Source organism: Bradyrhizobium sp. SZCCHNRI1009 (assembly GCF_032487575.1).
In the GTDB taxonomy this organism is placed as follows: domain Bacteria; phylum Pseudomonadota; class Alphaproteobacteria; order Rhizobiales; family Xanthobacteraceae; genus Bradyrhizobium.
On the sequence record NZ_JAUEUL010000007.1, the window covers coordinates 1 to 19521 of the forward strand.

A 19521-nucleotide genomic window follows, 5' to 3' on the forward strand; every position below is an offset into this window, starting at 1 on the left:
GTTCGAAAGCGATTCGTCAGTCACTCGACCGAGGAATCATCCATTTCCGGCAGCAAAATGGTAAGTTAGCGCCAATGCACCCAGCCCTCACCACGCCAGCCAGTGGGTCCATGCGTTCGCAGGGACGGCACCGGTGATTGTCGCGCGAGCCCAGCAGGCCTCGCTCAGCCCTTGTCGTGGCCGAGCTGGAAGATCTCCGCGCCGTCCGAACCCGACAGCAGCCCGGTGTCCGAATAGAGCTTCAGCTTGGAGCGGGTGTCGGTGATGTCGAGATTGCGCATCGTCAGCTGGCCGATGCGGTCGGCCGGCGTGAAGGCGGCGTCCTCGACCTTCTCCATGCTCAGCCGATCCGGCTGGTAGGTCAGGTTGGGGCTCTCGGTGTTGAGGATCGAGTAGTCGTTGCCGCGGCGCAGCTCCAGCGTCACCTCGCCGGTGACGGCGCGCGCCACCCAGCGCTGCGCCGTCTCGCGCAGCATCAAAGCCTGCGAATCGAACCACCGGCCCTGGTAGAGCAGGCGTCCCAGGCGCATGCCGCTGATGCGGTACTGTTCGATCGTATCCTCGTTGTGGATGCCGGTGACGAGCCGCTCATAGGCGATGTGCAGCAGCGCCATGCCCGGCGCCTCGTAGATGCCGCGGCTCTTGGCCTCGATGATGCGGTTCTCGATCTGGTCGCTCATCCCGAGACCATGGCGACCGCCGATCGCGTTCGCCTCCAGGAACAGCGCCACGGCGTCGCCGAAAGTCTGGCCGTTCAGCGCGACCGGCTGGCCCTCCTCAAAGCGGACGACGACGGTTTCCGGCTTGACCACACAGTCCTCGCGCCAGAACGGCACGCCCATGATCGGGTTGACGATGCGGATGCCGCTGTCGAGGCTCTCGAGATCTTTGGCCTCGTGGGTGGCGCCGAGCAGGTTGCTGTCGGTCGAGTACGCCTTCTCGGCGCTCATCTTGTAATTGAAGCCGTTGGCGGTCAGGAACGCCGACATCTCGGCGCGGCCGCCGAGCTCGTCGATGAACTGCTGGTCGAGCCAGGGCTTGTAGATCTTGAGGTTTGGATTGGTCAGCAGGCCGTAGCGATAGAACCGCTCGATGTCGTTGCCCTTGTAGGTCGACCCGTCGCCCCAGATGTTGACGCCGTCCTCCTTCATCGCGGCGACCAGCATGGTGCCGGTGACGGCGCGGCCGAGCGGGGTGGTGTTGAAATAGGTGATGCCGCCGGTCGAGATGTGGAAGGCGCCGGACTGGATCGCGGCGATGCCCTCATGCACCAGCTGGGTGCGGCAATCGACCAAGCGCGCCTTCTCGGCGCCGAAGCTCAGCGCCTTGCGCGGGATCTCGTCATAGTCGGACTCGTCGGGCTGGCCGAGATTGGCGGTGTAGGCGAAGCAGCGCGCGCCCTTCTGCTTCATCCAGAGCAGCGCGGCGCTGGTGTCGAGGCCGCCGGAAAAGGCGATGCCGACTTTCTCGCCCTTGGGCAGGCTTTTCAGGATCGTGGTCATGGGGAGTCCAACCAGTGTTTAGGGCTATGCCGCTCAGAAATTCGGGCGCGGATAGCAGATTTCGCCCCGCTCGGCACGCGATTAATCGCCTTCACGCCGCGCTCAGGCCGCGGGGCTGGTGCCGGGCTGGCGGCGGCCGAACAGCCGGCGCATCAGCCGGAAGCCCGGCCAGGCGAAGCGGGTCAGGGCGGCGTCGATGCCGGCGTCGGTGAGCCGGGTGGACGGCCAGCGGTAGATGTAGCCGTGCAGCAGCCAGATCACGATGAAGGTGACGAGGCCGGCCGCGGCGATGTCGGTGAAGAAATGTCCGCCGAACGCCATCCGGAGCACCGAGGTGGCGATGCCGAACAGGACGGCGGCGCCGTAGGCGACGGGCCGGATGGCGGGCGGCGTCAGCGCGGCCGGCGCCAGGGTCCAGAACGCGGTCGCGCCCTCGCCGGAGAAGAACGAGCAGTTGCGGCCGCAGCCGCCGCGCGGATCCCACCACGGCACGAACTGCATGTCGCCGCCGAACTCGGTCACGACGACCGGGCGCGGCCGGCCCCAATAGGATTTGAAGGTGAAATTGGTGAGCACGCCGGCCGACAGCGACAAGGTCAGCAGCAGGAACGCCATGGTGCGGCCCTTCACCAGCAGCGGCCGGTCGGGACGGATGAGCTTCACCACCAGCGCAACGATGGACGGCAGCGCGATGCCCCAGGCAACCCACATCGCGGCATCGCGCGCGAACGCGGCATAGCCGTCGAGCTTCACGGGGAAGCTGCGCGTGTGGGAATCGTAGAACAGCGCGGCGAGCTTGAGGTCGAGCTCGGGATAAACGCCGAACAGCACGCCGATGACGAGCGCGAGCGACAATGCGATGAAGAGTCCAGTGCGGTTCATGGCGCGCGGTTTAGCGAAAGCGGGTGGCGATGGAAAGGCCGCGCGCTCACCGCGGCGACCCCGACGGAAGCGGAGGGGGCGGCGGGAGAGGCGGCGACGGCTCGCGCCAGCGGCCGGCGTTGCGACCGGCGATCAGCCAATAGGCCAGCCCTCCGACGATGCCGGCGCCGGTCAGGATCTCGAGATGGCGGCGCACGATGCCCTCGAACCGGAAGGTCTCGGGATCGAACGGGACCAGGCCAAGATAGCAGGCGGCGCCGACCACGCCGCCGCCGATCGCATAGGCGAGCACGCTGCGGATCGAGAACGCCTCGGTGATCAGCGCGATCAGCAGCGCCGGGATCAGCGCGAACCCCGACACGAAGATGAAGCCGAAGCCGATGATGACCTCGAACGCGCCCTGGTCGATCGGGCCGTTGCCGAGATCGGAGAACTCCGGGAACAGGATCGCGGTCACGACGATCAGCCCGGCCAGGAAGCACGCGGCGAGAAAGGCGAACGCGATCACGACGAGACGGCCGATCAGCGCCATGGCTCTAGACCCGTGTTAGACAAGCAAGGCTCCGCTTTCTTCGCTCGTCATGGCCGGGCTTGACCCGGCCATCCATCACTCGATCAAGATCGCGTCATGCTGGCGGATGGATGGCCGGGTCAAGCCCGGGCATTACGAGTTGCTTGAAGTCGCCGAGGATTAGAAGAATCAATCCGTCATTGCCATCGCACGCAGCGCCTGACGCTCCCGTGCGGACAGCTTCTCCGTCTCCGACTTCAACTGGCCGCAGGCGGCGAGGATGTCGCGGCCGCGCGGCGTGCGGACCGGTGAGGAGTAGCCGGCGTTGAAGACGTATTCGGAGAACTTCTCGATCTGCTCCCAGTCCGAGCAATCATATGCCGAGCCGGGCCAGGGATTGAACGGAATCAGGTTGATCTTGGCCGGGATTCCCTTCAGCAGCTTGACCAGCAGCCGGGCGTCATCGAGCGAATCGTTGACGCCCTTGAGCATCACATATTCGAAGGTGATGCGGCGCGCGTTGGAGGCGCCGGGATAGTCGCGGCAGGCCTGCAGCAGCTCGGCAATCGGATATTTGCGATTGAGCGGCACCAGCTCGTTGCGCAGCTCGTCGCGCACGGCGTGCAGCGAGATCGCCAGCATCACGCCGATCTCCTCGCCGGCGCGCTTGATGTTCGGCACCACGCCCGAGGTCGACAGCGTGATGCGGCGGCGGGAGATGCCGATGCCCTCGTTGTCCGAGACGATCAGCAGCGCGTCGCGCACCGCGTCGAAATTGTACAGCGGCTCGCCCATCCCCATCATGACGATGTTGGTGATGAGCCGGTTGCCGAGCGGGGTCTCGCGGTCGGCCCAGTCGTTCAACCGGTCGCGCGCCACCATCACCTGGCCGACGATCTCGCCGGCCGTCAGGTTGCGGACCAGCCGCTGCGTGCCGGTGTGGCAGAACGAACAGTTCAGCGTGCAGCCGACCTGCGACGAGACGCAGAGCGTGCCGCGGTCGGTCTCGGGGATGTAGACGCACTCGACCTCGTGCGCCTTCTGCAGATTGTCGCCGCTCGGCAGCCGCAGCAGCCATTTGCGGGTACCGTCGTTCGAGATCTGCTCCGCCACGACCTCGGGGCGGTCGACCGTGAAATGCTCGGCCAGCGCGGTGCGTGTGTCCTTCGACACCGACGTCATCTCGTCGAACGAGCTGGCGCCGCGGAGATAGATCCAGTGCCACAACTGCTGCACCCGCATCTTCTGCTGGCGCTCGGGTACTCCGACCTCGCCCAGTCTCGCGGCCAGCTCCGCACGCGACAGGCCGATCAGCGAGGGCTTCGCCGGCGGGACGTAGGTTTCGAGCGGAGTCTTTTCGAGGGGCGCAGAGGAGTCGCGCAGCCCGGCAGTCGTTGCCATGTCGAGGGGCCCAAAGTGCTGCCCGGCCGCGGCGGCCGAAGGCGTTCAGCGGGGTTATATAACGATCCGGCCGGCAAATGCGACCCGCCTGACGAGCGGTACCGGCGGCCGCCGTCTACCGGCGGCAATCCTGCGCGATGCGGTCGAGCGCCTGGGCGAGCCCCTTCAGCGAGAACACGTCGGTGGTCTCCGTGCCCTTGGCCGAAACGCCCTTGACCACCGCCTCGGGCGCCTTGCGCATGGCCTCGACCAGCCGCTCTTCCTCGGCGGCGTTCTTGATCCAGAGCCCGTCACCCTGGGTATACATGGCATAGGAGGCACCGCCGACCTCCACCGCGGCGTCGGATCCGGGCTTCAGCGCATAGCCGATCATGATCGAAACCTCGTTGAAGACCTTCTCGGAGGGCCGGGTCGACACGAAGGCATAGGCGGGATCGCGCGGACGGTTGGGCGGATTGGTCTTGGAGGTTGTCGGCTTGGCCAGCGCGAAGCAGACCTTCTTGCCGCCGGGCATCGCGGTGTAGGCGCCCCAGCCGCCGAACTGTCCGATCAGCGTCGGTTCCGCGCCGCCGATGCTGGGAACGGCCGGCTTCGATTCCGATTTCGGTGCGGCCTTCGGATGCGGAGCTGCGGCCTTTGGCGCGGCGCTCTGTGCCACGACGAGGCTCGGAGCTCCGAACAGCAGCACGCCGCCGACCAGCGTTGTCAACAATCGCCCGAACAACATGATACGTTGAGTTCCCCCGCGACTTCGTTCCACCAATATTGTGACTGGAAAATGGCCCGGAATCGCTGACCGTGGTCGCGATGGATAGCGGCTAAATGCACCGCTTGCAAAGGCCGCAGAGCCGGATTGTCCGGCGCTTCGCGTCCTCGGGCCGGCGTCGCGCCCATGCCGCGGCCCGATGATGATTGTGGCGCGGCGGCAAATCCGGCATGACGTTCCCAAAGCCGGACCTCGATCCGGCGGCAACGACCAAGGAGCGCCCATGAAAGCCATTCTCTGCTCGCAATTCTGTCAGCCCGACGATCTCGTCCTCACCGAGGTGCCAGATCCGGTGGCCGGTCCCGGCGAGGCCGTGATTGCGATCAAGGCGGCGGCGCTGAACTTCTTCGACATCCTGATGATCCAGGGTAAGTACCAGATCAAGCCGCCGTTCCCGTTCTCGCCGGGCGCAGAGGTCGCAGGTGTCATCGAGAGCGTTGGCGATGGCGTCACCGACCTGAAGGTCGGCGACCGTGTCGTCGCCTCCTGCGGCCACAACGGCGCGCGCGAAAAGATCGCGCTGCCGGCCGCGTCGGTCGTCAAGATTCCGGACAATCTCGATTTCGATCGCGCCGCGGGCATCATCATCATCTACGGCACCGCGCTGCATGCGCTGGAGGATCGTGCCAGTCCGAAGCCGGGCGAGACGCTGGCGGTGCTTGGTGCCGCCGGCGGCACCGGCCTTGCCGCTTGCGAGCTGGGCAAGCTGATGGGGCTGAAGGTCATCGCCTGTGCCTCTTCGGACGAGAAGCTCGAATTCGCCAGGCAGCACGGCGCGACGCTGACGTTGAACTACGCCAAGGAGGATCTCAAGGAGGGGCTGCGGCGGCTCACCGACGGCAAGGGCGCCGACATCATCTTCGATCCCGTCGGTGGCACCTACGCCGAGGCCGCGCTGCGCTCGATCGCTTGGGAAGGCCGGTTCCTGGTGATCGGCTTCGCCGCCGGCGACATCCCGAAGATGCCGCTGAACCTCGCGCTGCTGAAGGGCTGTGATATCCGCGGCGTGTTCTGGGGCGCCTGGACCCGACTCAACCCCGCCAAGAACCGCGCGAACCTCGAAAAGCTCGTGCAGTGGACCGCGGAGGGCAAGCTGTCGTCGCATGTCGACCGCACCTTCCCGCTGGCGCAGACCGCCGATGCCTTGAAGGTGCTGGCCGGCCGCCAGGCGATGGGCAAGGTGATCCTGCACCCCTGAGGACGTCGCGCAATGAAGGCCCCCGGGGTTGCTGTATTCCCCCCGGGGTGGCCTCGCCCTGATCCGCGCAACCAAACCGGGCAGAGCCCTGTCTGTTCTGCGGGCGCAAGGCTCGAGCCGAGCCGGCCCGAGGTCGCTGTGACATCCGCGCGATGCGCGGCGGTCGCAAATTTGTTCGGCGGGCTGCCGCGCCGGCGTCACGGATTCGCAACCGGAAGCAGAAAATCCGAAAACGAGCGTTTCTTGGTTAACGCAACCTCGCCACATTATGGCATGGTTAATTGTAAGGCTTTGCCGTTGTTATCTCGACGTTTCTGGATTTGGTGCCGTGCGATGTCGCACGTGCGTCGCCACAATCAGATCAAAATATTTCCAGAATCATGCCGGCTCTCGTCCACTTTTAGTCGGATTCAATTAGTCAATTAGTTGTCGGCAGTGGGGTGCCTCTGGCAATCGTGACGTGTCTCGAGCTTCTGACGGGCTTGGGACCAAAAGTATGTTGCGTGAAGTTGAGATGGGGATGAAGGCCATGGCTGAGCGGACGACGCGCGGACGTTTCAACAACAGAACTCCTTCGGAGCCTGACTTCAGGCCTTTCCCCGACGAACTCCCTCAGGAGCGCCCACCGAACTATCGTTTCGGCCGGTCGACCCAGGACAACTATCCAAACGACGAATCGATGCCGATGTTCCTCTCTGAGTATGAGAGCGGCAATCAGATCGACAGCACGCATTTCGAGGACCAGTGGCCGGCGCGGACCCGCCGCGTCTCGATCTCGTCCCGGATCCTTCTCGCCGTGGTGGCTGCGGCCGGCGTCGCGGTGCTCTTCGCGCTTGTCACCTCGGATGCGACGCGCGACCTGATCGCCAGTGCCAAGGCTTCCATCATCGGCGCCACGCCGGATCCGACGGCCCCGCCGCAGGCCACCAACACGCAGCTCACCGCGCGCGACATGCAGCTGAACGAGCCGGCGCGACTGCCGCCCGAGCCGCCGGCTGCCGCTGCGGCGCCGGTGCAGACGGCAGCCGTCGCCCCGACGCGTGACGACATCGCCAACGCCTACCAGACAGCGCTGCAGAATCGCAGCGTGACGCAGCCTGCGCCGGTTGCAGCGCCGCCGAGCTTCGCCACGGCACCGGCCGCGCCGGCCCCGAGCGCGATGGAGCCGTCCTCGATCAATTCGCCTGGCGCGGGATCGGCAATCGTCGCACCCGGCCTCGGCGCCGTGACCGCCGCTCCGCCGCCCGCGCAGGTCCGCCGGCTCGATCCCGACGAACTCGCGGGCATCATGAAACGCGCCAAGAGTCTGCTGGCCGCGGGTGACATCCCGCCGGCGCGACTGCTGCTGGAGCGCGCCGCCGAGGCGCAAGAACCGGCCGCGGCGCTGATGCTGGCGCAGACCTACGATCCCCACGTGCTGGGAACGAAGGACATCCGCAACATCAATGCCGATCCGGCTGCGGCTCGCAACTGGTACCGCCGCGCCGCCCAACTCGGCTCGTCAGAGGCGCAGCGCAGGCTCGATCAGCTGCAGAACTGAACGCTCGTGACGGCAGCGATGCCGCCCCGTTTCATTTTTTTGTTTCACGCATGATTTTCGGGTCCGTTCAGGGGCGACGCCAGCCGAGACTTGGCGCTGCCCGCGTCCGGCTCGCAACCATGTGCCAGCCTTACATCAAGGGGGACAGATGCGACGTCTTGTTGGAGCGGCCCTAGCCGCAATGATGATAGCGTGCGGTTTTGCTGCCCACGCCGAGGAAGGCGAGTTCGACCCGGCCAAGGTGAGCGACAGCCTCAAGGCGATCTTCCAGTTCGGCTCGGTGCAGACCAAGCAGGCGCTGAACGCCAACACGGTGACGCTCATCACCGGCACGATCGGCGGCACCTATGTGCAGTTCGGCGCCGACCTGGCCTCGCTGCTCGACGACGGCAACAATCTGCGCGTCCTGCCGATCGTCGGCCGCGGCTCGGTGCAGAGCGTGGCCGACATTCTGTTCCTGCAGGGCGTCGATCTCGGCATCGTCCGCGCCGATACGCTCGACTATCTCGAGCGCAAGGGTTTCGCCAAGGACATCAAGCGGCAGTTCACCTACGTCACCAAGCTCTACAATGAAGAGATGCAGGTGATCGCGCCGCGCGCGGTGCGCAACCTGCGTGACCTCGAGGGCCGCCGCGTCAGCGTCGACCTGCCGAATGGCGGCACCTTCGTCACGGCGCTGACGGTGTTCGAGCGGCTTGGCCTGCGCGCCAACTTCGCCTACATCGAGCAGCGCATCGCGATGGAGAAGCTGAAGCGCGGCGAGCTCGATGCCGTCATCGTGGTCGGCGGCAAGCCCTACAAGTCGGTCTCGACCTTCGTGAACGACGGCCGCTTCCATCTCGTCAACGTCGATTACGATCGACCGCTGCAGACCGACTATCTGCCCGCGACCCTGACGGCGAAGGACTACCCGAACCTGATCGCCGAGGGCGAGAAGGTCGACACGATCGCGGTGCCGGCCGTGCTCGCCGCCTACAATTGGGCGCCGAACACCGACCGCTATCGCAAGCTCGCAACCTTCGTCGACGCCTTCTTCACCAAATTCCCGGCATTCCAGAATCCGCCGTTCCATCCGAAGTGGAAGGAGGTTTCGCTGTCGGCCCCGCTCGCCGGCTGGCAGCGGCTGCCGTCCGCCAGCAAATGGCTGGAGAGCCATGCCATGGAAGGCGCGCAACGCGACCGCTTCGACGACTTCCTGAAGCAGAGCAGCGCCGGCAGGGCGATGCCCAGCCAGGCCGACCGCGAGGCGCTGTTCAAGCAGTACCAGGCCTGGGAGGCCGAGAAGACCGGCAGCGCCCGCGCCCAGGCGCGCGGCCAGCGCTGAGCTCGGAGCGTTCGACGACGTCCCATCAAGAGAAAAGCCGCGCGGATGCGGGGCTTTTTGCTTTTGCGCCCTTCCGAGGCGCTGACTGCGGGCGCCCGGCTTGCCCGGCCGGAGCCGTCGTCAGCCGATCGTCTCGCCGTCCTTCGCGACGTCAGCGTTCTTGTCTGCCGCCAGCCGCGCGAGTACGGCGCGGGCGGCGGCATGATGGTCGGGCGTGATGTTCGAGGCGACCATGCGGATGGCGGTGGCGAGCACCGCCGCGTCGTCGGTGAAGCCGAGGATGGGCAGCACGTCAGGCATGAAGTCGAACGGCACGACGAAGTAGGCGATGGCGCCGAGCAGGGCGACCTGTACGTGCCGGGGTGTCTCCTTGTCGAAGGCGCAGTAATACGCCGCAAGCAGCTCCTCGGCGAATGGCAACCGCGCGACAACCTTCTTGAACTTGATCCAGAAACGACGGCGAAGGGTCTCGCGATCCCGGGCCAGCCGCTCCGCGGGCTCGAAGCCAACGCTGTAGTCGGTCGCATCCGACATGATGTCCGATCTCCGGTTCCAGACGGCGCCGGGGGCGCGGTCCTCGCCCTCGGATGTGGTGATGGCGACGCCGGCCGCAAGGCGCGTGCCGTCGTCGCCAAGGCCTCAGCCGCGCATCGTCGCGGCGATCGCGTTCATCGCCTTGGCGAGCTCGATGTCGCGCAGGGTCACGCCGCCGGCGTCATGGGTCGTGAGGACCACCTCGACGGTGCGGTAGACGTTGCGCCACTCGGGATGATGGTCAGCCTTTTCGGCGACCAGGGCGACGCGGGTCATGAAGCCGAAGGCTTCGTTGAAGTCTGTGAATGTGAACGTGCGGGCGATGGCCTCACGGCCCACCGCCTCGGACCAGCCGGGAAGCTCCCGCAAGGCAGTGGCGCGTGCCTCCGCCGACAATCGTTGCGGCATCTCGATCTCCTCTCGTGGTGCAATCGACCGGACACGTGGCAACATCCGGGCGATTGCGGGGTCTACCTCCAGCCGGATCGCGCCGGGGTCCGCCCGATCAGAGCCTTGTCACAGGCCGTTGCCGGAGGGGCTCGGACCTGTCCCGATCCCCCGGTGGCTGGTGCGATGGTAACCATGACGCAGATGTCACCCCGGGCGGACAAGAAATTTGCTACAGTTCAGCTCTATCGAAGGACGACGTGGCCAGACGAAGCCGCCTGTGGCATCGCCCGGGCCCAGGACCGCCGGAGGACAGAATCTGGTAGATGCTCAGACCACGCCAGCGCAGCGCTCACGGATGCGCCCTGCCGTGTTCATCGTCATCGCCGGGATCCTTGCGGTCGTCGGCGCTTTGACGGGTGCCTACTATTTTGCGATGCGTCCCGTGGTGCTCAAGATCGCGGTCGGTCCGCCCAACAGCGACGACCTGAAGGTCGTCCAGGCCCTGACCCAGGCCTTTTCCCAGTCGCACGCCTCCGTCAGGCTGCGGCCGGTTCCGACCGAGGGCGCCGCCGAGAGCGCGCAGGCGCTGGCCGCCGCCAAGGTGGATCTTGCGATCGTGCGGGGTGACCTCGAGGTCCCAAAGAACGCACAGGCGGTGGCGACGCTGCGCAAGAACGTCGTCATCCTCTGGGTGCCCTCGTCCGGCAAGGGCAAGAGCCGCAAAGGTGGCGCCAAGATCACGAAGATCTCGCAGCTCGCGGGCCACAAAGTCGGCATCATCGGCCGGACGCCGGCGAACGCGAACCTGCTGAAGGTCATCCTGCGCCAATATGGCGTCGACCCCAGCAAGGTCGAGATCGTCCAATTCCCGATCACCGAGGCCGCCGAAGCGGTCCGAAGCCAGAGGGCCGATGTCTATCTGGCGGCCGGTCCCATCAACAGCAAGATCACGGCGGATGCGATCGCCGCCGCCACCAAGGAAAGCGGGCCTCCGACGTTCCTGGCCATCGATTCCGCCGCAGCCATCGCACAGAACCATCCCGAATACGAGGCCACCGAGATTCCGGCCGGCGCGTTCGGCGGGGCGCCCGATCGCCCCGAAGATGAAGTGAAGACGATCAGCTTCAATCACCACATCGTGGCACGCAAGGGCCTCACCGACTCGACGGTCTCGACGTTCACGCATCAGCTGTTCTCGGTGCGCCAGCAATTGCTGTCGGAATTTCCGCTTGCCGCCAAGATCGAGACGCCGGACACCGACAAGGACGCGGCGATCCCCGCTCATCCCGGCGCGGCGGCGTTCGTCGACGGCGAGGAGAAGACCTTCCTCGACCGCTACAGCGACTACATCTGGTGGAGCCTGATGGCGCTTTCGGCGATGGGTTCGGCCGGTGCGTGGTTCGCCGGCTATCTCAAGCGCGACGAACGCACCATCAACACCTCGCTGCGCGATCGTCTGCTGGAGATGATCACCATCGCGCGCAGGAGCGATTCGACCGAGGAGCTCGACCAATTGCAGAGCGAGGCCGACGAGATCCTGCGCAACACGCTGACCTTCTTCGAGGACGGTGCGATCGAGCACGCTGCGTTGACCGCGTTCAACATCGCGCTCGAGCAGTTCCACAACGCGGTGGCCGATCGCAAGCTCATCCTGATGAGCATGCCCGCCAATCTGCAGCGAACCGGCGCGCAGTTGCGTGCCGCCGGCACCTGAGGTCGGACCACGCTTGCGCTGCGGCCGTGTCACGCGGCGGCCGGGGCGCGATTGTAATTCCAGCGTCATCAATCTTTCCTAGGTCTGCCGGGCCGTGACTCGCGCCTGCTCCCGCGCGCGATCCGACCAGGAGATCCGCATGACGCTTCGCATTCCTCGACCGCACACAGCCCTGTCCCGCCGCCGCTTCCTGTCGACGGCCGCCGCAGCCGGCGTCACGACGCTGGCGATGCCCTATCTGAGCCGCGCCGCCGACCGGCCGCAGATCACGCATGGCGTGCAGTCCGGCGACGTCGGCATGGATGGCGGCGTGGTCTGGGCGCGTGCCGATCGGCCGTCGCAGATGCTGGTCGAGGTGGCGACCACCGAATCGTTCAAGGACGCGCGGGCGCTGCCACCGATCGCCGCGCTTCCGGAGAGCGACTTCACGGCCAAGATGCTGATCGAAGGCCTGCCGAGCGGCCAGGACATCTTCTACCGCGTCAAGTTCCGCGACCTGTCGCATACCGCGGTCGAAAGCGAGGCCGTGGCCGGCCGCTTCCGCACCGCGCCCGGCAACAAGCGCGACGTCTCGTTCGTCTGGGGCGGGGATGTGGCGGGGCAGGGCTGGGGCATCAATCCCGATGATGGCGGCATGTTCACCTTTGCGACGATGAAGAAGCACCGCCCGGATTTCTTCCTGCATTCCGGCGACACCATCTATGCCGACGGCCCGATCAAGTCCGAGGTAAAGCTGCCGGACAACAAGGTGTGGAAGAACCTCACCGTGGAAGAGAAGGCCAAGGTCGCCGAGACGCTCGACGAATTCCGAGCCGCCCACAAATACAATTTCCTCGACGAGAACGTTCGCGCCTTCAATGCCGAGGTGCCGATCTTCGTGCAGTGGGACGATCATGAGGTCACCAACAACTGGTCGGCTTCCAAGGAGCTGCCGGCGAGCTACAAGGAGCGCAACATCCAGCTGCTCGCGGCCCGCGCGGCGCGCGCCTTCCACGAGATGTATCCGATGCGCGAGAGCATCATCGAGCCGGGCCGCGTCTATCGCACCATCAACTATGGCCCGCATCTCGACGTATTCGTGCTCGACGAGCGTAGCTACCGCGGCGCCAACGGTCCCAATCTCGAGGACAAATACGGTCCGGCGTCCTACTTCATCGGGCCGGAGCAGATGCGCTGGTTGAAGCAGGCGCTGCTCAATTCGCGCGCGACCTGGAAGGTGATCGCCTCCGACATGCCGCTCAGCATCATCGTCTATGACGACGCGGCCAACAAGAAGGGCTCGGAAGCCATCGCCCAGGGCGACGGCCCGGCGCGCGGCCGCGAGCTCGAGATCGCCGAGATCCTGCGCTTCATCAAGACGGCGCCGATCCAGAACACGGTGTGGCTGACGGCGGACGTGCACTACGCGGCCGCGCATTATTACGATCCGAACAAGGCGCAGTTTCAGGACTTCGAGCCGTTCTGGGAGTTTGTCTCCGGTCCGCTGCATGCCGGCACGTTCGGTCCGAACGAGCTCGACAACACCTTCGGCCCCGAGGTGCGCTTCATCAAGGCGCCCGGCCTCGACAAGCAGAACCTGCCGCCATCGGCCGGTATGCAGTTCTTCGGCCACGTCAAGATCGAAGGCGCAACGGGCCAGATGACCGTGACCCTGCGGGATCGCGCCGACGTCGCGCTGTGGTCGACCACGCTCGATCCGAAGCTCGGCTGAGGTCTTGTTGCTCGGCGGCAACACGATCGCGTGCTGCGACGGCAACTAATCGCGTCGCCGCAGCACGGCCTCCAGCGCCTCGGTCGGGCACGGCTTCGGCAGCCGCGGCCGGTCGGCGAATGCGGCCGGCACGCGGTCGGCGCCATAACCGGTCGAGAATGCGAAGGGAATGCCGAGCGCCGCCAGCCGCTCGGCAATCGCAAAGCTCTTCTCGCGGACCAGGCCGACATCGAGGAGTGCGAATTGCGGGACACGCTCGGCGATCATGGCGAGCGCGGTGGCGACGTCGGCTGCGATCCTGATGTCGGGAACGCCGAGGTCGGTGATCGTGTCTTCCAATCCGAGCGCAATGATGGGGTCGTCTTCGACGACCAGCACATGCTGATAGAACTCGGGCACGCCTGATTGCGAGCTGGTCATGGGATCTGCGGGTTCCAGGAGGAGGGATGGACCCCGCGGCCGGCGCCTCCTCTCGAGCGCGCTGGCGGGTTCCTGGAACCAAGGCAGCATATCAGAGTTCCTGTGTCGGTGCACTTGTGAACACAAGGAGCACGGATCACGCACATGCGTTGCGCAGGGGGGATGACGATGCTGAGCCAGGGTGTGACCACGCTGAGCCGGGAACGGCCCTACAACAACCTGCTGCGGCGGCTCAGTCCGGCCGACTACGCGCTGATCTCGCCGCATCTGGTCGAGGACACGGCAACGCCGAACGAGCTGCTCTACAGTCCGGGCGACGACGTGCAGATCGTGCATTTTCCCTGCGGTCCGGCGTTGACGTCCTATCTCGTTCCGAATGAGGACGGCCGCGACGTCGAGACCATCCTAGTCGGCCGCGAGGGCGCCGTCGGCGGGATCGTCAGCGAGGGCTTCCTGCCGGCCTATACGCGGATCGTCGTCAAGTTCGGCGGCCCGTTCGCGCGGCTGCCGCTGTCCCGCCTGGCGGCTGCCAAGCTGCAATCCAAGACGCTGCGCCACGTGTTCGCGCGCTACGCCGATTGCATGCTGGCGCAGATGTTCCAGTCGACCGCCTGCAACGCGATCCATTCGATCGAGCAGCGGACGGCGAAGTGGATCGTGGCCGCGATGGACCGCACCGATGGCGAGCCGGTCGTGCCGCTGACGCATGAGCAACTGGCGACGCTTCTGGGCGTCGGCCGCAGCTACGTCAGCCGGGTTGTCCAGACCTTCAGGGCCGAGGGCATTCTCGAAACCCGCCGCGGCGCCTTCATGGTGCGGGACTTCGACGCGCTCAAGCGCCGCTCCTGCCTGTGCAATGAGGCGGTGAAGACCCATTTCGAGGAGGTCCTGCGCGGCGTCTATCCGACCGAGCAGGCCGAGGCGGGCTGAGCCCGCAGGCGCTCTCGATTCCCTGCGCATAGGCGCAGCCGACGGCTTCGGCCATGAGCTGGCCGGTGCTGGTCCTCGTGGGGATCGCCGGTCGGGGCGGTTGGACTCGTCTCGTCTACTGCGCCGCCCGGCAGCGTGCAGGCGCGAAACGGGCAGCCAGCCGCCCGGAAACTGCTCCTCGCTCCTGAAAGCAGTCATTGTTTTTTGGCATTTTCTGCCTATATTGCGCCGCAACGCGCGAGGTCTGCCCGGTCGATTGGCCGGGCTTCCTATTTGGGGCTGCCGGCCCCTGCCGCCGAACGAGTTTCGCGAGCGCGCGTCGCAAAGCTAACAGCTTGATTCGACTATCATAAAGCGCGCGCCCCGCCGGGGACAGAGCACGGGCTCTTGAGAAAGCTTAGAAGACACCGACCATGAACCTCCGTAACATCGCTATCATCGCCCACGTTGACCACGGCAAGACGACCCTGGTCGACAAGCTGCTGCAGCAATCCGGTACCTATCGCGAAAACCAGCGTCAGGTTGAGCGCGCGATGGATTCGAACGATCTGGAACGCGAGCGCGGCATCACCATTCTGGCCAAGTGCACCTCGGTGCAGTGGAAGGATACCCAGATCAACATCGTCGACACCCCCGGCCACGCCGATTTCGGCGGCGAGGTCGAGCGCATCCTGTCGATGGTCGACGGCGTGATCGTGCTGGTCGATGCCGCCGAAGGCCCGATGCCGCAGACCAAGTTCGTGGTCGGCAAGGCGCTCAAGCTCGGCCTGAAGCCGATCGTCGCCATCAACAAGGTCGACCGGCCCGACGCGCGCATCACCGAAGTCGTCAACGAAGTGTTCGACCTGTTCGCCGCCCTCGACGCCACCGACGAGCAGCTCGATTTTCCGATCCTCTACGGGTCGGGCAAGAACGGCTGGATGGGCACCTCGCCCGATGCCTCGCACGAGGACGGCATGCAGCCGCTGTTCGATCTCGTCATCAAGCATGTGGCGCCGCCGGTGGTCGAAGAGGGCCCGTTCCGGCTGCTCGGCACCATTCTCGAGGCCAACCCCTATCTCGGCCGCATCATCACCGGCCGCATCGCCTCCGGAACCGTGAAGCCGAACCAGGCGGTCAAGGTGCTGTCGCGTGAAGGCAAGCTGATCGAGACCGGCCGCATCACCAAGATCCTGGCGTTCAGGGGTCTCGAGCGCCAGCCGGTGGACTTCGCCGAAGCCGGCGACATCGTCGCCATCGCGGGCCTCACCAAGGGCACCGTGGCCGATACGTTCTGCGATCCGGTCGTCGAGAGCCCGCTGCAGGCGCAGCCGATCGATCCGCCGACCGTGTCGATGTCGTTCATCGTCAACAATTCGCCGCTCGCCGGCACCGAAGGCGACAAGGTCACCAGCCGCCTGATCCGCGACCGCCTGCTGCGCGAGGCCGAGGGCAATGTCGCGCTGCGTGTGGTGGAATCGCAGGACAAGGACGCGATGGAAGTGTCCGGCCGCGGCGAATTGCAACTCGCGATCCTGATCGAGACCATGCGCCGCGAAGGCTTCGAGCTCTCCGTGTCCCGTCCGCGCGTCGTGTTCGAGAAGGACCCGGCCACCGGCCAGACCCTGGAGCCCATCGAGGAAGTCGTGATCGACGTCGACGAGGAGCATTCCGGCGTCGTCGTGCAGAAGATGAGCGAGCGCAAGGCCGAGCTGATCGAGATGCGGCCGTCCGGCGGCAACCGTCTGCGGCTGGTGTTCTACGCGCCGACCCGCGGCCTGATCGGCTATCAGGGCGAGCTGATGACCGACACCAAGGGCACGGCGATCATGAACCGCCTGTTCCACAACTACCTGCCGTACAAGGGCGCGATCCAGGGCCGCCGCAACGGCGTCCTGATCTCGAACGACCAGGGCGAGGCCGTGGCCTACGCGATGTTCAAGCTGGAGGACCGCGGCCCGATGATGATCGAGCCGGGCTGGAAGGTCTACAAGGGCATGATCGTCGGCGAGCACACCCGTGACAACGATCTCGAGATCAACGTCCTCAAGGGCAAGCAGCTCACCAACATCCGCACCACCTCGAAGGATGAGGCCGTCCGTCTGACTCCGCCGATCCGGATGACGCTGGAAAAGGCGCTGGCCTATATCGAGGACGACGAGTTGGTGGAGATCACGCCGAAGTCGATCCGTCTGCGCAAGAAGCACCTCGATCCGAACGAGCGCAAGCGCGCGGAGAAGCAGAAGGAAGCGGTGGCGTAAGGCCAGCCTTTGCTCTTTCCTTCGTCATGGCCGGGCTTGACCCGGCCATCCACGGTCTGGCGCCGTGGAAGCGACGGCGTGGATGCCCGGGCCTTCGCCGCGCCGAAGCGGCTTCGGCCGCGCAGGCGGGTCAAGCCCGGGCATGACGACGGAGTTGGATGAGCCAATGTCCTTTCCACTCTCCACCGACATCGCCATCGTCGGGGCCGGCGCGGCCGGCCTCGGCGCCGCGCACGCACTGAAGAACGCGGGCGTCTCCTTCATCGTGCTGGAGGCGCGCGACCGCATCGGCGGGCGAGCCCACACCATCATGGCCTCGCCCGAGGTGACCTTCGATCTCGGCTGCGGCTGGCTGCATTCGGCCGATCGCAATTCGTTCGTCGCCATCGCCGAGAAGCTCGCTTTCGCCATCGACAAGTCACGTCCGCCGTGGCGCGACCAGGCCTATGACGCGACATTCCCGCAGCCTGAGCGCGAGGATTTCCTTGGCGCGCTGGAGTCCTTCTTCACCCGCACGGCAGATGCTGCCAAGAGCGGCCGCGATGCGCCTGCGAGCATCTGCCTCGAGCCCGGCAATCGCTGGAACGGCATGATCGATGCGATCTGCACCTATCTCAACGGCTGCGAGCTCGAGCAGATGTCGCTGCTCGACTTCGAGGCCTATGAGGACACCGAGCTGAACTGGCGGATCCGCCGCGGCTATGGCGCGCTGGTTGCCGCCTACGGTGCCGGCCTGCCAATCGCGCTGAACTGCGACGTCACGCGGATCGATCACAGCGACAAGCCTATCCGTCTGACGACATCACAGGGCACGCTGACCGCCGACAAGGTGATCGTCACCGTGCCGACCAATCTCATCGCGGACGAGGCGATCCGCTTTACGCCCGGATTGCCGGCCAAGGTCGAAGCCGCCGCCGGTCTGCCGCTCGGCCTCGACAACAAGGTGACGCTGGCGCTGACGGCTGGGAGCACCTGCCAAAAGATTCCGGGATGCGCGGCCGCAGCAGCACCGCGCGGGTCGGCAGCTTCCAGCTGCGCCCGTTCGGCCAGCCTTGCATCGAAGGCTTCTACGGCGGCAGCTTCGCCCGCGACATCGAAGCGGCCGGCGAGGGCGCGCTCGCGGCCCAGGCGATCGATGACGTCGTCGCGCTGCTCGGCGGCGACATCCGCAAAAGTCTCAAGCCGCTCGCCGAGTCGCGCTGGGCCGCCGACCCGTTCGCGCGCGGCGCCTATTCGCATGCGCTGCCGGGCCATGCCGACAAGCGCGCGGTACTCGCCGCGCCGGTCGATGACCGCCTGTTCTTCGCCGGGGAAGCGACGCCACCGGACTTCTTCTCCACCGCCCATGGCGCACGCGACAGCGGCGAGCGCGCGGCGCGAGAAGCGCTGGCATCGTTGGATAAGCACTAGCCTCTCCTTCGTCATTGCGAGCGCAGCGAAGCAATCCAGGGTCACGCAGGTGGCCGGAGTTCTGGATCGCTTCGCTGCGCTCGCAATGACGGAATTCGTTGATCCAGATTCGATTCTCTCTGTGATTTTCGCGGTTCAGCCGTCACCGATGAGTGTCGACAGCCGCGGTCTCCCCTGCGATTCGCAGGAACTCCCGCGCAGCCTGGGTCTGATGGTGCTCCTTGTGGCGCAGGCTGTAGAAGCGGCGCTTGGGCAGTTTGATATTGGCGACAGCAAGCAGGCCCGCCTTGACCGCGCGCATGACGACGAGGCGCGACAGCACCGTGACGCCGGCGCCGGCCTCGACGGCGCCGCGCACGGCTTCGTTGGACGGCAGATCGAACGCCACGTCGAGCCCGGCTGGCGCGATCCCGAACCCGCCGAGCGCTGATTCGAGCACGGCGCGCGTGCCGGAGCCCTGCTCGCGCAGCACCCAGCGTGCCGTCTTCAGGTCTCTGGTTGTGACAGACGCGCCGCGGCACAGGGGATGATCGATCGGCCCGACCAGCACCATTTCGTCCTCGGCGACCGGCTGGGCCGCGAGCGCGGGATCGTCGACGTCGCCCTCGACGAAGCCGAGATCGGCGGAGCCTTCGCGCACCCGGTCCGCCACCTGCTCCGTATTGCCGATCGACAGTTGCAGCTTGATGGCGGGATGCGCCGTCTTGAAACGGTGAATGAAGGCCGGCAGCCAATAGCCGGCGATGGTCTGGCTCGCGGCCAGCGCCAGCTGCCCCCGCTTCAGGCCGGCGAGATCGTTCAGCACGGTCTCGGCGGCGGCCGCGCGCGCCAGCACCGCCTTCGCTTCGACGAGAAACGCCTTCCCGGTCGCGGTGAGCACGATGCGGCGTCCGACACGATCGAACAGCTTGGTCTCGTAGCGGGCTTCGAGCGCGGCCACGGCCGCCGATGTCGCCGACTGGGTCAGATTGAGGTCGCGGGCCGCCTGGGTGACGTGCTCGCGGGTCGCGACCGCAACGAAAATCCTGAGCTGTTCGAGCGTCACATG

The 19521-nt window shown here is 66.1% G+C and carries 16 protein-coding genes and 1 pseudogene; 8 read left to right on the plus strand and 9 right to left on the minus strand.

What is annotated here, in order from left to right; genetic code table 11:
• Nucleotides 1-164 precede the first annotated feature (164 nt).
• The 5 genes from argG to QX010_RS14535 form a co-directional block, all read right to left on the minus strand.
• Nucleotides 165-1502 (minus strand): argininosuccinate synthase, encoded by a 1338-nt coding sequence (argG, locus tag QX010_RS14515; protein WP_316180171.1) that lies wholly within the window; start codon nucleotides 1500-1502, stop codon nucleotides 165-167.
• Between the two features lie 102 nt (nucleotides 1503-1604).
• The gene (locus tag QX010_RS14520; RefSeq protein WP_316180173.1) at nucleotides 1605-2384 is read right to left on the minus strand and encodes a phosphatase PAP2 family protein; all 780 of its coding nucleotides are present in this window, start codon (nucleotides 2382-2384) and stop codon (nucleotides 1605-1607) included.
• Nucleotides 2385-2430: 46 nt separating this feature from the next.
• Nucleotides 2431-2916: a hypothetical protein gene (locus QX010_RS14525; protein ID WP_315800842.1), complete on the minus strand. Its 486-nt coding sequence runs from the start codon at nucleotides 2914-2916 to the stop codon at nucleotides 2431-2433.
• A 168-nt stretch (nucleotides 2917-3084) separates the two neighbouring features.
• Nucleotides 3085-4296 (minus strand): 23S rRNA (adenine(2503)-C(2))-methyltransferase RlmN, encoded by a 1212-nt coding sequence (gene rlmN / locus QX010_RS14530; protein WP_316180174.1) that lies wholly within the window; start codon nucleotides 4294-4296, stop codon nucleotides 3085-3087.
• A 115-nt stretch (nucleotides 4297-4411) separates the two neighbouring features.
• On the minus strand, nucleotides 4412-5023 hold the full coding sequence (locus tag QX010_RS14535; RefSeq protein WP_315800840.1) for an invasion associated locus B family protein: 612 nt from the start codon (nucleotides 5021-5023) through the stop codon (nucleotides 4412-4414).
• A 262-nt stretch (nucleotides 5024-5285) separates the two neighbouring features.
• Here QX010_RS14535 and QX010_RS14540 point away from each other — a divergent pair, with 262 nt between their 5' ends.
• The 3 genes from QX010_RS14540 to QX010_RS14550 all read left to right on the plus strand — a co-directional run bounded on the left by QX010_RS14540 (nucleotide 5286) and on the right by QX010_RS14550 (nucleotide 9124).
• Complete coding sequence (locus QX010_RS14540) at nucleotides 5286-6260, plus strand: NADPH:quinone oxidoreductase family protein (protein WP_316180177.1); 975 nt, start codon at nucleotides 5286-5288, stop codon at nucleotides 6258-6260.
• 529 nt (nucleotides 6261-6789) lie between these two features.
• Complete coding sequence (locus QX010_RS14545; protein WP_315800838.1) at nucleotides 6790-7800, plus strand: hypothetical protein; 1011 nt, start codon at nucleotides 6790-6792, stop codon at nucleotides 7798-7800.
• A gap of 148 nt (nucleotides 7801-7948) precedes the next feature.
• On the plus strand, nucleotides 7949-9124 hold the full coding sequence (locus QX010_RS14550) for a TAXI family TRAP transporter solute-binding subunit (RefSeq protein ID WP_315800837.1): 1176 nt from the start codon (nucleotides 7949-7951) through the stop codon (nucleotides 9122-9124).
• Between the two features lie 120 nt (nucleotides 9125-9244).
• Here QX010_RS14550 and QX010_RS14555 read toward each other — a convergent pair whose 3' ends face one another.
• Nucleotides 9245-9658, minus strand: coding sequence for a YkvA family protein (locus QX010_RS14555; protein ID WP_315800836.1), 414 nt, complete (start codon nucleotides 9656-9658; stop codon nucleotides 9245-9247).
• Nucleotides 9659-9763: 105 nt separating this feature from the next.
• Nucleotides 9764-10066, minus strand: coding sequence for a 4a-hydroxytetrahydrobiopterin dehydratase (locus QX010_RS14560; protein WP_315800835.1), 303 nt, complete (start codon nucleotides 10064-10066; stop codon nucleotides 9764-9766).
• Nucleotides 10067-10415: 349 nt separating this feature from the next.
• On the opposite strand from QX010_RS14560, the gene QX010_RS14565 reads away from it, so the two are divergent.
• Nucleotides 10416-11762 carry a TAXI family TRAP transporter solute-binding subunit gene (locus QX010_RS14565; protein ID WP_316180179.1) on the plus strand — a complete coding sequence of 449 codons (1347 nt, stop codon included), beginning with the start codon at nucleotides 10416-10418 and terminating at the stop codon, nucleotides 11760-11762.
• 139 nt (nucleotides 11763-11901) lie between these two features.
• Nucleotides 11902-13473 (plus strand): alkaline phosphatase D family protein, encoded by a 1572-nt coding sequence (locus tag QX010_RS14570; RefSeq protein WP_316180181.1) that lies wholly within the window; start codon nucleotides 11902-11904, stop codon nucleotides 13471-13473.
• A 45-nt stretch (nucleotides 13474-13518) separates the two neighbouring features.
• On the opposite strand, the gene QX010_RS14575 is transcribed toward QX010_RS14570, so the two are convergent.
• The gene (locus QX010_RS14575) at nucleotides 13519-13893 is read right to left on the minus strand and encodes a response regulator (protein ID WP_315800832.1); all 375 of its coding nucleotides are present in this window, start codon (nucleotides 13891-13893) and stop codon (nucleotides 13519-13521) included.
• Nucleotides 13894-14061: 168 nt separating this feature from the next.
• Between QX010_RS14575 and QX010_RS14580 the strand changes: the two genes are divergently transcribed.
• The 3 genes and pseudogenes from QX010_RS14580 (at nucleotide 14062) to QX010_RS14590 (ending at nucleotide 18473) form a co-directional block, all read left to right on the plus strand.
• Complete coding sequence (locus QX010_RS14580; protein WP_316180452.1) at nucleotides 14062-14823, plus strand: Crp/Fnr family transcriptional regulator; 762 nt, start codon at nucleotides 14062-14064, stop codon at nucleotides 14821-14823.
• Nucleotides 14824-15236: 413 nt separating this feature from the next.
• Nucleotides 15237-17063, plus strand: coding sequence for a translational GTPase TypA (typA, locus tag QX010_RS14585; RefSeq protein WP_315800830.1), 1827 nt, complete (start codon nucleotides 15237-15239; stop codon nucleotides 17061-17063).
• A gap of 166 nt (nucleotides 17064-17229) precedes the next feature.
• A pseudogene (locus QX010_RS14590) lies at nucleotides 17230-18473 on the plus strand (flavin monoamine oxidase family protein).
• 142 nt (nucleotides 18474-18615) lie between these two features.
• Here the strand turns inward: QX010_RS14590 and QX010_RS14595 are convergent.
• Entirely contained in the window at nucleotides 18616-19518 is a 903-nt protein-coding gene (locus tag QX010_RS14595) for a LysR family transcriptional regulator (protein WP_316180184.1), read from the minus strand.
• Nucleotides 19519-19521: the final 3 nt, after the last annotated feature.